Genomic DNA, 14,141 nt, shown 5'->3' on the forward strand with positions numbered 1-14,141 from the left:
GCACGAGAGGAGAGCGTCATGAAGAAGCTGATGTCGTTCGCGACGATCGTCGCGTGCCTCGGCTCGCTCGCCGCTTGCGCCACGACCGCTGTCGTCGCCAAGCCGGGAGAGGACGAACTGGCCAAGCTCAAGCGCCAGAACGCCGAACTCAAACTGCGGGTCGCCGCTCAGTATCCGGCCGCGGCTCCGACGATGGCCGACCTGGTCCCGCCGCCCGCGCAGCGCCGCGTCTCCCCGCCGGAGAACTGGGGCTGGCTCGATCAGCGTCCCGAAGGCTGCTCGACCGGCGTCTACGCCATGGAGATCCAGAATGATTCGGGGTTCTACCTCGATCTCCTGATCAATGGCGAACACGTCAAGGTCCGCGGCTCGCGCGGTCTGCTGCCCGGCGTCCCGCCAGGCACCAGCGTCTGGATCTGCCTCGGCCATCTCGGCCAGCAGACCCTGACCGGCACGTTCTACGCCTGCCGCGGAGGTCCGGGAACCACCAAGTGCCAGCTGCAGAAGATCGGCTATCTGCGATGGACCGATCACTGGAACACGCGAACCACTTTTCGCGGACACCAGTACGCCCAGATCCATCCCAGCTGCGTCATCGAAGAATATTGATCTTTCAGTCCGCCCGATAACAAAAGCCGCATCATCTCTGGTGCGGCTTTTCCAATTCAATTCAGATTCGGCTGGGATTCAGATGGAGATGCGGATCACGTCCTGGTTCTCAGTGTTTCCGATCGCACTGACTACGAAGAAAGCAACGGCGTAGGCAGACATGATGATCGCGAGGCCGATGGTGGCGTTGAGGATGATCTTCTTGGCTTTGCCGATCTGATCGCTGTCGCCTTGCGCGGTCATCCAGAGGTAGCCAGCGTAGAGGATCAGACAGACGACCAGGAAGCCCAGGATCCCCATGACGTTGCGGATGATCTTGGCGATGACCACGCGCAGATCCTCGGTCGCTCCGGTCTGGCTGGCCAAACCGGCCGCCGTGCCGGTCCGAGTGCCGGAATCGACGATATCCGTCAGCACGGAATTGTTTCTCGGTTGTGCCGGCGGTTGTGCCGGCGCCTGCGCCAGGGCCGGGAGCTGCCAGACGGCGAGGCCCAGCAGCGTGATGGTCGCGATCGCCAGTGTCAGAAGTCCGCGATTCTTGGTCATAGGGATGGTCGGAAGAGATGAGAAAGTCCGCCTTAGCGGGCCAGGCTTCTTGCCACGATATTCACCAGCACGAATTCAGTGATGGACCAGGCCAGGAGGATGATGACGAGGCCGACGGACGCGTTGAGGATGATCTTCTTGGCTTTGCCGATCTGGTCGCTGTCGCCCTGCGCGGTCATCCAGAGGTAGCCGGCGTAGATGATGAACACGACGAAGACCGTGCCCAGGAGGCCCAGGAGCGAACGGATGATGGTGCCGATGATGGTCTCGAGCGAGGCTGTTCCGGTATCGATTCCGGCGTTCTTGGCGAAGGTGTCGGCGTAACTCTTGTCATCAGTGAGCCCCTTGAGTCCCTTTTGCAGCGGGGCTTTGGTGCCGGGAGCTTCGACTGTGGCCTGAGCCAGGACCGGGGTCGGGTTCGGAATCGCCAAACCCAGCGTCAGACCGGCAAGGAGCAGCGGGAGCAGCAATAGCGTCGCGGCTAATTTTTTGTTGAGCGAGATCTTATCATGACCGGACATAGGCGGATCATTACTGCGGATTAGGTTCCGGACGCGGAAGTCACCTGGGCGCTCTTCAGGACCACGTCAAAGACGAATCTGGTCAGGGCGTAAGAGGCCGTGATGATGGCCAAGCCAATGACGGCATTGGTGAGCATTTTTTTGGCTTTGTCGATCTGGTCGCTGGCGCCCTGCGCGGTCATCCAGAGGAAGCCGGCGTAGAGGGTGAGGAGCGTGAAGATGACGCCGAGCAGCGCCAGGGCGTAACCGATCACATTGCCGATGATTTCGACCGGTCCGACGGCAGTTCCAGTCGTGATGTCATAGCCGGCTCTTCCAGCGACCGCATCCAGGTTGCCGACGGTGTTGATTCTGACTGGCGGGGTGTTGTTCGCGGATTGCGCCAGCGCCACGGGCGTTATGACCATAAAACCCAGGGGCAGTAGCAGGGACAGGATCGCGGACGAGATCTTCGCTTTTTTTGGCGTCATAGGCCTGAAATTAATTGATAACTGGTCGCGGGGCTGATCATGGCGCGGCTGTTCCGCTTACTGGATGTTTTGGCCGGTGGCTTGTCCGACCGTGGCGATGAGCCAGGTGGTGAGGGCGTAGGCTCCGAAGATGATGATCATGCCGATGACCGCGCCAGTCAGTAATTTTTTGGCTTCGTCAATCTGCTTATCGTTGCCCTGCGCGGTCATCCAGCGGAAGCCGGCGTAGATGGTGAGAAGCAGGAAGATGACGCCGACAAAGCCCAGGAGCTGATTGATGAAATTTCCGATGCTGATGTTGATCGCGGCGGCGGGGTTGTTCGTCGTCTTGAAACCGGCGACTCCGGCCGTGGCGTCAAGACCGGTATCAACGGCAAGGAGCGGCGTCGGACCCACGAGCGCCAGACAGAAGACCGCGGCCAAAAAAAGCATCGCGGCCGCGACAGATTTATTCTTGAAGGGAGTGACCATAAGAGTTCGGTCTGAAAATTGTTTTTCCGGAACAGGGGCCGTCCGTCCTGCGGCGGGCGATCCCCGTTCCGGAATCCGGAGCGGGGCAAAGCTTTGCGCTTGATCTCGACTACGTGTTCGAAGTTCCGTTGATGACGGCGCCAACGACGAACTGGGCGATGGCGTAAGCGGACATGATGATGACGAGGCCGATGATGCCGGAGATGATGAGTTTCTTGGCATCAGAAATGTTCTCCTCGTTGCCGGCGGCGGTCATCCATTTGAAACCGCCGAACAGGATGATACAGACGGCCACGATACCGAGCAGGCCCATGAAAGCGCGGATGACGCTCGAAACTGTTTCGCGGACATCCTTGGTTCCGAGGCCGATGTTGGTAGCGTAATTGAGTCCGAGGTCAACCTGGGCCATGGCCACGAGCGGCAAGGCGACGGCGACGGCGGTCAAAGTGCTGGCAGCGATCTTCTTAAGCGTGTGTTTTGTCATAGTTCACCCCCTCCCGAATTATACTTAAAGATATCCACAATAATGCGGATACACTTATTTTACTCTAAAAGCCGCGAAAAATGAATTTCGCGGCTTAGGGGTTTGAGGCGGGTTTTTGGCGGCCGTTTTGAGCGGCCGTTCAGCCTTAAATGGCGGGAGTGGTCGGGGCTGGAGCTGCTGGGGCAGTCGTGGTGGCTGGCGTCGCGGCTGGTTGGTCCATCGTTTCGGCGGAGAGCGAGGTGATCACCAGGTTCGCGATCATATAGGAAGCGAAGACCATGATCAGGCCCAAAGCCGCCCAGGTGACCGTCTTTTTAGCCGTGCCGATCTTGTCTTCGTTGCCCGAGGCCAGCATCCAGGTCAGTCCGCCGTAGATGAACATGAGGAGCGCGATCAGGCCGGCGAAACCGAGGGTTTGGTTGATGATCTTGCCGATGAGTCCGGGCACGGTGACGCCGGCGAGCGGCAGCGGTACGCCGACAGCTGCCGACTGGCTGAAGCCGGTGCTGGGCGTGGGCGCGGCCAGGGTTGGCGGGGTCGCGGCGAAGAAGAATAGGGCAGCTAAAATGGACGCGGTCGTGCCGACAGTCAGAAGACTCAGGCTGCGCGACGGTCTGGCGGTTGTTGCGCGGTTCGTTCTCGCTGAATTGATCTCATGACGCATAGTGGTGGCTCAGGGCGTTAGCTTGTCGCGCCGATGGTCTGCAGGAAGAAGCTGATGATCAAGTAAGAAGAGAACATGATGAGCAGGCCGATCGTCGACCAGACGAAGATGTTCTTGCCTTTCTCGATCTGGCTGGAATTGCCGCGCGAGGTCATCCAAAGCATGCCGCCGTAGACGAACATGAGCAGGGCGATGGAGCCGACAATGCCGGTGAGGAGGCGCGCCGCGTTTCCCAGGAGTTCGGGGATGGTTCCGGCCTGGAGCGGATTGGGCAGGGTGTGGGTGCGGAGGGGTTCGGCGGCCGGAGCGATCGGCTCTAGGTCTAGTGTCGGCGGCGCGGCGTCAGATGTTTGGGCCAGGACAGGAGCGGCTGCGGCGAGCGTCATGGCGAACGCCGAGGCAAGCAATGGAAGCAGGATCAGCAGGCGGAGATGGGAGCGCATAATTAGGGGCGGCGTTATTGAGTGAGACAACACATGATGTCGGCGTTGCCGGGGCAGAGGTTGGCGATGCAATATTTTCCGGCATTGGCTGGCAAGGTCGTGTTGACGCAGCTGAAACCGGAGGCGGCCAGGTCGGTCGCGCAGCTGGAAACGCATTTGTTTTCGCCATTCGGCATTTGGATGATGACGCCTCGGCCGCCGGTACCGGTGCAGGCTTGTCCGACTACCTGGAATTCGGAGCTGATGCCGATCTTACTTATGCCGTACTGGATGAGCAGGCCCGAGGTCATGATGATCACGATGCCGATGATGGCGTTCGTCATGACGGTCTTACCTTTGGAGACCTTGTCTGAGCTGCCGGCCGAAGTGACCATGAGGAAGCCGCCGTAGACGAACATGAGCAGGGCCGCACTGCCGGTGAGGCCCAGGATGAGCTGGGCGATCCGGCCGAAAGTTTCGAGCGCGCAGGTGATGGAGGGGACCGGCGGCGCTTCGCCGGGGATCGCGCTACGCACAGTCGCGCATTCCGGCACCAGGCGGAAAGTGTTGATCCGGGTGCAGCGGCCGCTGCGGCAGGACAGCGGCGAATCGCAGTCGTCGTTGGTCGAACATTGCTGGCCCTCACCGGCGGCCAGGACGGCCGGCGCCAGTGCCACAGCGCTCCAGCCGGCCAGGACGGCGGCCAGGAACAGTCCGAGCAGGATTTTTTTCGTGCGGCTCCGGATCATAGCGGTTCTCATTTGATGGTCTGGTTGACCTTAGCGGCCCCCAGTTCGACGATCTTGTTGGATTCGGCGTCGCCGGCGATCATCTGGCGGATCATATCGTTGAAGATCTTTTCCGCGGCGATCGCGTCGAGGCCGCGATACCAGGAACGGACGGACGGCAATTGCGCGGCGAAGACCGACAGGTCGGTGTTCTCCAACTGGCTGTTCACGAGGCTGCGGAGCGCGGTCGGTTTGCCGGTGGCGTTCAGGTATTTCTGGACCTGCTCGGCGGCGGTGATGAACCGGACGAAGTCCCACGCCTCGTCGAGATGCGCGGTCTTTTTGGAGACGACCTCCAGCCAATAATTGGCGTAGTAGACGGGTTTATTGCCTTCGATCTGCGGGAAACCGGTCATGCTGAAATTCAGCTTCGGGTTGAGCGCGCGGATCTGCGCCAGATGGTAGGAGTAGCCGAAGAAGTAGGCCGTCCGTCCAGCGGCGAAAGCGTCGAGCGACGCGGGCATCTTGTCATTCCAGGTGTAGACCTCTTTTTCCGGATTTGCGAAATCATTGTTGAACACCAGGGCCGCGGCGCCGGGAGTCAGTTCCTGGCCGGCCGTTTCCGGCGTGAAGCGATCGAACGTGACCATGCCGCTCTCGTTCGTCATCGGGGCGCCGTTCTGCATCATGAGCAGTGCCAGGATGTCTTGCGAGCGCTCCACGTTATCGGCTGTGCCCAGGGCGGCGGCGGACTGCAGGATAGCGCCGGTCTCATCGAGCCTGGTGATGCGTTTGACGTGGTCCTGGAATTCGCGCCACTGCGTCGCCGGCTGGCTGATGCCGGCGGCGTTCAGGATGTCGCGGTTGTAGTAGAGGACCATCGTGTCGACCGCGAGCGGCAGGCCGTAGATGTACGGCACGAGCGGCGCGCGCGGATCTTCCTGTTCGGTCGGGATGACCGCGTCAGCGTAGACCACGTCCAGGTAGTCGTTCGCGAGCTGTTTGAGCGTCATGCCGGGGACCTGGCGCAGCACGGTCACGGCTTCTTTCTTGATCGTGCCCTGCATCTCGCGGAAGGGGACCGTGACCACGCCGGGAGCCGTCGCGAGCCGCGGCTGCCATTTGAGCATCCAGGTGTTCTGGAGGCTGAAGATGTCCGGTCCCTGGTCTTCAGCCATGGCGTCGAGCAGGGCGGCTTCGTATTCTTCAAAACGGAATTTGGAGTATTCGATGTTGATGTTCGGGTGGAGCTGGCGGTAGGCGTCGATCATGGGCTGGAACGCGTCCTGATCGTCGAACACGCGCCAATATTTCAGAGTGATCGGTTTGGATGCCTCGATGACCGCCGGGCTGGCGTTCTTGCAGCCGAAACCGGCGAGCAGCAGCGCCGGCAGCATCAGCAGCACCGCGGCGCGGGCGAGCAGTCGGCGCGGGCGAGCAGTCGGCGCGGGCGGAAAGTTCGGGGATCGATGAGACATAGGATCGAGGGTTAGTGGCGCTTCGGCTGATCTGATGTTTGGTTGAGTTCGGCCGCGCGGCGGACCAGGAAATCAGCGAATAGCCGGTCTTTGTTGACCTCGGCGTGCTTGAGCCCGTATTCGACCTGGGCGATGAGATATTGCAGTTTGTTGCCGCAGTCGTACATGTCTCCGTTGATGTCCCGGCAGTAGATGGGTTGGCGGCCGAGCAGTCCCTTGAAGCCGTCGATCAGGCGGATCTCGCCGTCCGCCGCCGGCGGAACGCGGCGCAGCTCCTCCATGACCTCGGGGGTCACGATGTAGCGCCCCTTGATGCCCAGGTCAGACGGCGCGTTCTCGGGCTTCGGTTTTTCGACCAGACCCTCGACTTCGTAAAGCTGCTCGCTGATCGGGCGGCCTTTGACGATGCCGTGTTTGCTGATCTGCTCTTTGGTCACGCGCTGGACGCCGATGACTCCGCTCTGGTATTGGTCATAAACCTCGATCAGTTGGCCGATGCCGGGTTCAGCCGAGTCGATGATGTAGTCGCCATGCATGATCGCCACTGGTTCGTTGCCGATGAGGTGCGCGGCTTCGAGAATGGCGTGGCCGTCGCCGCGCGGTTCGCGCTGGCGGACGTAGGCGAAAGACGCGATGGTGGACAGGCGCTTGATGATCTCCAGCTGGTCTTTCTTGCCACCCTCCTGCAGGCGGTATTCCAGTTCGAAGTTGCGGTCGAAGTGATCCTCGATCGCCCGTTTCGTGTGGCTGGTGACGAAGATGATCTGCTCGATTCCGGCGGCCACGGCCTCTTCGACGATATATTGGATCACCGGCTTGTCGACGACCGGCAGCATCTCTTTGGGCTGCGCTTTGGTGGCCGGCAGAAAGCGGGTCCCGAGACCGGCGACCGGGATGATGGCTTTGCGGATCTTCATACTTATATATTATATGGCAACCGCCGGACTAAATGAAGTTCCGGAGCAGCAGTTTCTGGCGGCTAGTCGCGCAGCGTCTGATTGACCGCGGCGACCCCGGCGCTGACGATCCATTGATACTCCGGCCTTTCCCGGCTCGGCTTGGTGTTGATCATGGTAGCGAAAGCTTTTTCCACCCCGGCGTAATTTTGGCCGCGATACCAGGATTTGGCCGTCAGCACCTGGCCGGCGAAGGCGCCGGTGTCGGGGTTGGTGATCTGTTCGCTAACCAGGCTGCGGAGCGCGGTCGGCCGCAGGGTTTTGACCAGGAAGTTCGTGACCTTGTCTTTCTGGCTGAGGTATTGCAGGAAATCCCAGGCTTCGTCGGCGTGTGCGGTCTTTTTGGAGACGACTTCGACCGGATATTTGGCGATGTTGGCCTGGCGTCCGGGATTGACTTGCGGCAGCGGCGCGACCGTGAAATTGAGTTTCGGCGCCCGCTCCTTGATCAGCCGGGCGTCATGCGGATAGCCGAAATAGAAAGCGGTCTTGCCGGAGACGAAGGCATCCAGGGAATCCGGCATCTTGTTGTTCCAGGCGTAATTGGGGGCGCTCGGTTCGGCGAAGCTGACGTAGAACATCAGTGCGTGGACGCCTGGCGGGTAGGGGTCGCCGGACGTTTCCGGCGTCCGTTGGTCGAACTGCGCGTAGCCGCGGTCATCGGCCAGGACGGCGCCATTCTGCTGCATGATGGAGGCCAGCAGTTCGGTCGAATAGCGGATATTGTCAGCCGTGCCGATGGAAGCCCCGGACTGGGTCACGGTCCCGTCTTCTTTGGCCGTGGTCAGGCCCGGAATCAGGTCCAGAAATTCAGACCAGGTCGCCGGCGGCTTTTCGATGTTGGCGGCTTTGAGCAGGTCTTTGTTGTAGTAGAGCGCCAGAGTGTCGAGCGAGAGCGGCAGTCCGAAGATGGCATCCTGAACCTGGCCGCCAGCCTGATCGTCGACCGCGGCCATGACCACGTCCTGGACGACGGCTTCGACGAAGGAGTTATTCAGTTCGCGGACGGTGAGCGAGGTTTTTTTCTGCTCGACCGGCACGATCTGTTTCTGCTGGTTGACAGCCATGGACACGACCGACGTCTCTTTGGGCAGCGGCAGGAGTTTGGCCTGCCATTCGCGGAGCGCAACGTTCGGCAGGACGAACAGGTCCGGCCCGCGGTCTTCGGCCAGCGCTTCGAGCAGGAGCTGCTTGTAGCGCTCCGGGGCCATCTTCACGTAGTTGATCGTGATCTGCGGGTGAAGTTTTTGGTAGGCCGCGATGATCTCGGCCATGTCCTCGGGCTCGTCGTCAACGCGCCAATATTCCAGCGCGACCGGGGTCATCTGGACCGGCTGGGGGCCGAAACAGCCGGCGCCGATCAGGGTGAGGCCGATGAGCAGGGAACCGAGAAGATATTTGTTCATAGTGGTCAGGATGATTTAGCTTAATTATAACAAAAAAGGGCCTTTTCGGCCATTTTCGCTTGGTTGAGTAATATTTCCGGCGTCAGCTTATCGTTCCAGATGTTTTTCCAATCGCAGCGCCTTTTGCGACAGCCAAAAGAAAAGGCCGACCACGGCGAAGGTAATGATCGTCGGCAGCCAGGTCGGGATATGCAGACTGAGCGATTCTCCGAGCATGATGAAGCCGAGGAAGCCGATGGAATACATGGCTCCGTTCTTGAGGTAGCGGTATTTCTTGACGGTTTCGAGGCCATGGATCGTGAAGTAGCGCACGACGAAAGCGCCGAGGCCGTTTCCGAGGAGGATGAGCGGGATGGAGATGGTGAAGGCGAATGCGCCGAGCACGCCGTCGATCGAGAAGGTGGCGTCGAGCAGTTCGAGATAGATGATCTTGCTGATGTCCGAGAGCTTGGTGTTGCCGCCGGCGAGTTCCCTCTCTTTTTCTTCCGCATTGCGTTTGAAGCCGTTGGTGATGAAGAAGGCAGTGGAGCCGACGACAGCGCCGAGGGCGATCGTCGGGTGGAAACGCATGGTCGCCCAGACGATTGTAAGCAGGATGATCGAAGCCGTGGCATAGAACCAGAATGAGAGGCGGTGCTCGATGTAGGCTTCGAGAAAGAAAGCATGTTCTTTCTTTTCCATGAAGAGCCAGTAGGAGAAGAGGTAGACCAGGTAAAGGCCGCCGCCAGCGAGCAGGACTGGTTTTTGGCGCTCGATGATCTCGCGGACGCTCGGATCCGAACTGAAGGTGGCCGTGAGCGCATTCATCAGACCGAGCGCCGGATTCGATAAGTAGACGATGATGAGCGGTATCAGGCCGCGGACGACGAAGACGGCGATGATGATGCCATAGAAGAGGAACCAATGCCGGGCTTTGGGCGACATCGTCGAAAGTACGTCGGCGTTGACGACGGCGTTGTCGATGCTCGAGATGACCTCGAAGAGGGTTAGCCCGAGAATGATGATGATGGCATCAGAGAAGCCCATGAGTGGAGGTTGGAGAGTGGATCGTCGGACGCCTGTTCAGACGCGGCGTCAGCAGCCGGCATTATACGCCCTGCGCCGAATTTAGTTAAAATCGGCCTTATTTCAGCGGTTTTCTGGCGGCGTTGGCGTCCGTTTTTCCTTGGCGTATTCGACGTAGGAGTAGACGACCAGGATCAGCGAGGCGGCCAGTATGGGCACGACCATCAGGTAGGCGGCGGCGGCCGGAAAGAGCAGGCTGCCGAGCGCGAGCAGGGCGCTGGCCCGGAAAAGTTTCGCGCCGAGGCGGTGCGTCCGATCCCAGACGACGTCGCTCGAGAGCGTCCAGGGAGTGCGGATGCCGACGCTCCAGTTGCGTTTGGAGTTTTCGAGCACTGAACCCAGGAACCAGAACAGCGCGGCGAAAGCCGGCACGATGGCGGCGCTGAGGTTGAAGCGATAACCGAGATTCCAGCCCAGGGTCAGCAATTGGATATAGAAGAGAAACCCGATGATGACGAGCCAGGTCTGCTCGTAGGCCGCGTTGAATTTTTTGATGTTCGCGGCGAGCGGATCGAATTTCAATATCAGGGCGCGGATGGCCAGCATCAGCAGGATCAGCGCCGGCATGAAGATGAGCGATCCGGTCTTGGGCATGTAGCCGTTCACCTGGCCGTTCAGATCCCAGTGGCTCGCGAGCCGGTCGGGCAGATACGGGTAGGCGAGGATGTCCGCGGCGACGGCGGCAGCGAGCACGGCGAGATCGATCTTGAAATATTTGGTCATAGTCGCTGGCGTGATCATTATCTAAAGACGCGCGTTCACTGTGATCATATTAGCCGTAAAATAGCGCTTCGTGAAGCGTTCGGCGGGCCGCGACGGAGCGGGTTTCGGGATGTAAAATTTTTTTCCATAATTAAAATACCGGCCTACCTCAGTAAGCCGGTATGAAAGTCGGTGTCGATGTCGCCTAGGTCATGGAATTCGCGCGATCTAGGGTTTGCTTTACCTGTTTTTTGGCAGGATCCGCGGGCAGGCGAGGTGTTTCATGTCTAGCCAGGCCGCTTGGACCTGCAGGCCGCGGAATTCCTGGGGCGGTGCGAGCGGGATCCAGCCATACCCTAGCTTGGTGAAAAGATCGAACATGCGGACATTCATCACAGCAACGGCATATTTGCGTTCCTTTTTGTTGAGCAGGAACGTGTTCAGGGCCGTGTCGATGACCAGGAACGCCGTCCAGAGATAGTCGCCCGACGGCAGTTCATGTGGTCGGCCGCACAGGCGCGAGATTTCAACGGTTTCGTCTCTGGAGACGGGTACGCCGGTTCTGGGGTGGACGCTCGGAAAGACCCAGGGCGTGCCGTCAGGCAGCAGGACTTCGTGCTCATCCTCCATGGGAAAACCTTTTTCGCAAGGGATGAGCCGCATGCTGCCCAGCACGTTGGAACCCAGGCGGGCGATGAAATGGTCAGCATGAACGTCGAAACGATCGCTTTCCGTCTGGTCCGGGAAATGATTTTCCGGCTGGCGCCAGGCGAACTCCAGGTAGCGCAAATGGTACATGGCCAGCTTAGCCTCGGCCGAGAGCGGAATGCCTGCTTCGGCGGTGAAAACGGCCGGGATGCCGTTGACTATGTCGGTGATATTCCACCGGACCAGGACATCGATCGCGTCGGGCAAAGAGATTTCCAGGACAACGAGTTGTTGGGATTTATTTTGCATAACACCGCTCCTTTGGCGTCGTGCAGGTAAGGTGGTCGCGTCCCGCATCTGTTGGAAAAGAACTTTGTGAATATAGCGGTGGACAGGGGAAATGTAAAGCGTGAAAGTGGGGTAGTTTGGGGGAGACGGAGTCAGGGAGTGATGAAGCACTCCAGTACTTCGTCTCTATTACTCCATAAAAAACCACCCCCGTTGTGGAGGTGGCGGACGAAGAATCAGGCGGACGCGCGCAGATCCAGGAAAGGAACAACCTTGCCGGTGCGTTCATTGCGCTTCAGGGTTCCCGGACGAACCGGTTCGAAGAAGAGGCGGACGTCGAGGAGCTGGCGAGGCACGAGATCCTGCAGTTCCGGGTTTCGATGGTGGGCCTCGTCGCGCAATCTGGCCATCAGATTGTCCGGTAACGTGGCCAAGGATGCGCATTCGAAACGGACGGTCAGCAATTCTTGATCGCTAGCCGAGCGGACCTCGATCTGGACGGCCGTCGTGTCGAGATCGCAATCGACGAGCGGTAGGATGAGGTTGTCGTGAACCAGCGAGCAGCCCCAGATCAGGATGACGTCATCGGCGCGGCCCAGGAGTTTGAAGAGCGGCAGTCCGTTGCCGCAGCCGCAGGAGGGTTTGACCCACTGGCCGCGGTCGCCGGTCCGGTAGCGGATGATCGGCATGAGGCGGCGGTAGAGCGGCGTGACGACGATCTCGTCGTCGATTATTTCCACGACGACGTTCCGGAACGGGAAGTGTTCGCCTTGGTTGCAGTGGAGACATTGCCAGCCGACAGTGCCGACGTCGTTAGTTGCGTATCCGGCCGAGCGGATCGCCTGGCAAGTCCAGGCTTTTCGCAACAGTTCGGCGCCGGCCGGATACATCATCTCGCCGGCGTAGAAGACCTTGTCGATGCTAGTTGTCACTCCTTTTTCGACCATGTGGCGGGCGAGATCGAGGAGCGAGGTCGGCATGCCGAGGATAGCGTTGGCGCGGAATCGTTGTATGGCCATGATCGCATGATCATGATGCCCTGCGATTCCCATGGGGATATTCAGTATCGGCAGGAGCATGAAAGCGCGGTTCACCATGATGAACGTGCCGTAGAGGCCGCCGATGGGAGTGTAATTCAAGATGCGGTCGCCGCTCGCGACGCCGTTGGCGAGCAGATGTTCGGCGAGATTCTGCGAGAGCGTCTCGACTTCGGCTTCGGTATAGAAGATGAACTTCGGCGATGAGGTCGTGCCGCCAGATGCGACTACTATGCGTCCGACAGTAATCGTCCGATCCAGCAGTTCGACGCCACGGTCGGGTGAATGTCGCAACAGGTCGTATTTATCCATGAGCGGCCAGGCCGCGAGATCCGCGACCTGGCGCGGCGCGCGGCTCTGATGGAAAGGCGTGTTCTTCGCTGCTTGGCGCAGAAGCGTACACAGTACTTTTTTCATGCGCGTTCTCCTTTTGCAGGTGAATTGTCAATGTTCGAGGTTGTCCGGATATTAGGTTTTAGCCTGGTTGGCGTCAAGTCACGATCTGTCGGACATTGTTGCGATTGAAATAAAAGGGATACACCCCACTACCATACTACCATCGCTGTTTTTCCGCCGTACGCAAACAAAAACCACCATGTTACTGGTGGCAAAAGGGATACTTACCCAATAAAAAAATCCCCCGGAGGCCGGGGGTGTTCTGGTTCAGTAGGGGAGTGCGACGCTCAGGCCGGCATCCATGACGACGAAGAGTAGATCGGTGGCGCGCCACACCGAGGCGTTAACGCGCAGGGAGAGTTTTTTGGTCAGGTCGAAGGTCGAGCCGACATCGTAGAAGAAGTCCGTTGATGCGCCGCCGTACGACAAGCGGTTTGTCGGAGCTGTCGGCGAGATGGCCTCGGCCGCGGCTTGGTCAAATTCGAGCGTCAGCAGGCTTTTCATCGACAACACGCCCAGGTCGACGTAAGGGTGCCAGCGGCCGATGTCCGTTCCCAGCATAAGCGTGCCGGCCGCGCTGTACCAGCTGACTGAAGCGTTCGCGTGGTCCCGGATCAGTTCCTGAGGAGACATACTTCCGACCAGCATGTCACGCGAGGACGCTGCCGTCGCGATCACGCGGCTTGTGCCGATGGGGAACGTGATGTTACCGCCGAGCGCCGCGTAGACCGGACCGATCTTCATGAAGCTCAGTCCGACCAACAGGCCGACGGCTGGCTGCCAGGGCAGCTCCGCGTCGGTATCGAACGGCAAGCCGCTGCCGCGATGCAGTCTGACATCCACTCGCGTCAGCTGAATCGATGGAGCGATGAAAAGCGCTTGATAACAGAGAACTCCGGGGGAGACCGCGAGCCGCATTTGTCGCAGATTCATCTGCGGCGTATCCAGGATCAATGCGCCAGCTCCGGTCTCCAATAGAAAACTGAATTTTGGAGGCTTTGTTTCGACACCGGCGGCTTCAGTTTGATCCGACGGGGTCGGCCGGCCGGAGTTTTTATCCTGGGTTTGCGCGGCGGCTGTTGTAGATAACAGGACGAAGACACCGACGAGCGGTCTCATGTTCGTTCTCCTTTGATGACACAGGATTGAAAGGAACTGATGAAAAATTACTTCAGGAGCGGGAATAAGTCAACGTGGACAGCGGAGGTTTTCATCATAAAGAAAAACCGGCCCAAGCGAGGGGCCGGTGC

Annotated in this window: 17 protein-coding genes; 1 reads left to right on the forward strand and 16 read right to left on the reverse strand. The window is 59.5% G+C overall.

Features of this window, described 5'->3' with window-relative positions; all coding sequences use genetic code 11:
• Window positions 1–18: 18 nt before the first annotated feature.
• The gene (locus tag WCT10_04395) at window positions 19–609 is read left to right on the forward strand and encodes a hypothetical protein (GenBank protein MFA6604046.1); all 591 of its coding nucleotides are present in this window, start codon (window positions 19–21) and stop codon (window positions 607–609) included.
• 78 nt (window positions 610–687) lie between these two features.
• Here the strand turns inward: WCT10_04395 and WCT10_04400 are convergent, their stop codons facing one another.
• The 16 genes from WCT10_04400 to WCT10_04475 all read right to left on the reverse strand — a co-directional run bounded on the left by WCT10_04400 (window position 688) and on the right by WCT10_04475 (window position 14,010).
• Entirely contained in the window at window positions 688–1,155 is a 468-nt protein-coding gene (locus tag WCT10_04400; protein MFA6604047.1) for a hypothetical protein, read from the reverse strand.
• A gap of 32 nt (window positions 1,156–1,187) precedes the next feature.
• The gene (locus WCT10_04405; protein MFA6604048.1) at window positions 1,188–1,676 is read right to left on the reverse strand and encodes a pilin; all 489 of its coding nucleotides are present in this window, start codon (window positions 1,674–1,676) and stop codon (window positions 1,188–1,190) included.
• 20 nt (window positions 1,677–1,696) lie between these two features.
• Window positions 1,697–2,146 carry a hypothetical protein gene (locus WCT10_04410; protein MFA6604049.1) on the reverse strand — a complete coding sequence of 150 codons (450 nt, stop codon included), beginning with the start codon at window positions 2,144–2,146 and terminating at the stop codon, window positions 1,697–1,699.
• Window positions 2,147–2,203: 57 nt separating this feature from the next.
• Window positions 2,204–2,617 (reverse strand): hypothetical protein, encoded by a 414-nt coding sequence (locus tag WCT10_04415; protein ID MFA6604050.1) that lies wholly within the window; start codon window positions 2,615–2,617, stop codon window positions 2,204–2,206.
• Between the two features lie 109 nt (window positions 2,618–2,726).
• On the reverse strand, window positions 2,727–3,101 hold the full coding sequence (locus tag WCT10_04420) for a pilin (GenBank protein MFA6604051.1): 375 nt from the start codon (window positions 3,099–3,101) through the stop codon (window positions 2,727–2,729).
• Window positions 3,102–3,246: 145 nt separating this feature from the next.
• On the reverse strand, window positions 3,247–3,765 hold the full coding sequence (locus WCT10_04425) for a pilin (protein MFA6604052.1): 519 nt from the start codon (window positions 3,763–3,765) through the stop codon (window positions 3,247–3,249).
• Window positions 3,766–3,782: 17 nt separating this feature from the next.
• Window positions 3,783–4,208, reverse strand: a complete 426-nt coding sequence (locus tag WCT10_04430) for a pilin (GenBank protein MFA6604053.1) — start codon at window positions 4,206–4,208, stop codon at window positions 3,783–3,785.
• A 14-nt stretch (window positions 4,209–4,222) separates the two neighbouring features.
• A complete protein-coding gene (locus WCT10_04435) occupies window positions 4,223–4,936 on the reverse strand; it encodes a pilin (protein ID MFA6604054.1) in 714 nt (237 codons plus the stop codon).
• Window positions 4,937–4,944: 8 nt separating this feature from the next.
• On the reverse strand, window positions 4,945–6,393 hold the full coding sequence (locus WCT10_04440; protein MFA6604055.1) for an extracellular solute-binding protein: 1,449 nt from the start codon (window positions 6,391–6,393) through the stop codon (window positions 4,945–4,947).
• Between the two features lie 11 nt (window positions 6,394–6,404).
• The gene (gene galU, locus WCT10_04445) at window positions 6,405–7,310 is read right to left on the reverse strand and encodes a UTP--glucose-1-phosphate uridylyltransferase GalU (GenBank protein ID MFA6604056.1); all 906 of its coding nucleotides are present in this window, start codon (window positions 7,308–7,310) and stop codon (window positions 6,405–6,407) included.
• Between the two features lie 62 nt (window positions 7,311–7,372).
• The gene (locus WCT10_04450) at window positions 7,373–8,755 is read right to left on the reverse strand and encodes an extracellular solute-binding protein (protein ID MFA6604057.1); all 1,383 of its coding nucleotides are present in this window, start codon (window positions 8,753–8,755) and stop codon (window positions 7,373–7,375) included.
• An 87-nt stretch (window positions 8,756–8,842) separates the two neighbouring features.
• Window positions 8,843–9,781, reverse strand: coding sequence for a DUF475 domain-containing protein (locus WCT10_04455; GenBank protein MFA6604058.1), 939 nt, complete (start codon window positions 9,779–9,781; stop codon window positions 8,843–8,845).
• 102 nt (window positions 9,782–9,883) lie between these two features.
• Window positions 9,884–10,543 (reverse strand): SdpI family protein, encoded by a 660-nt coding sequence (locus tag WCT10_04460; GenBank protein ID MFA6604059.1) that lies wholly within the window; start codon window positions 10,541–10,543, stop codon window positions 9,884–9,886.
• 219 nt (window positions 10,544–10,762) lie between these two features.
• Entirely contained in the window at window positions 10,763–11,479 is a 717-nt protein-coding gene (locus WCT10_04465; protein MFA6604060.1) for a hypothetical protein, read from the reverse strand.
• A gap of 215 nt (window positions 11,480–11,694) precedes the next feature.
• Window positions 11,695–12,912 carry a hypothetical protein gene (locus tag WCT10_04470; GenBank protein MFA6604061.1) on the reverse strand — a complete coding sequence of 406 codons (1,218 nt, stop codon included), beginning with the start codon at window positions 12,910–12,912 and terminating at the stop codon, window positions 11,695–11,697.
• A 246-nt stretch (window positions 12,913–13,158) separates the two neighbouring features.
• The gene (locus WCT10_04475) at window positions 13,159–14,010 is read right to left on the reverse strand and encodes a hypothetical protein (GenBank protein ID MFA6604062.1); all 852 of its coding nucleotides are present in this window, start codon (window positions 14,008–14,010) and stop codon (window positions 13,159–13,161) included.
• Between the last annotated feature and the right edge of the window lie 131 nt (window positions 14,011–14,141).

It is taken from the genome of Patescibacteria group bacterium, assembly GCA_041667185.1.
Classification (GTDB): domain Bacteria; phylum Patescibacteriota; class Patescibacteriia; order SG8-24; family SG8-24; genus JBAYFM01.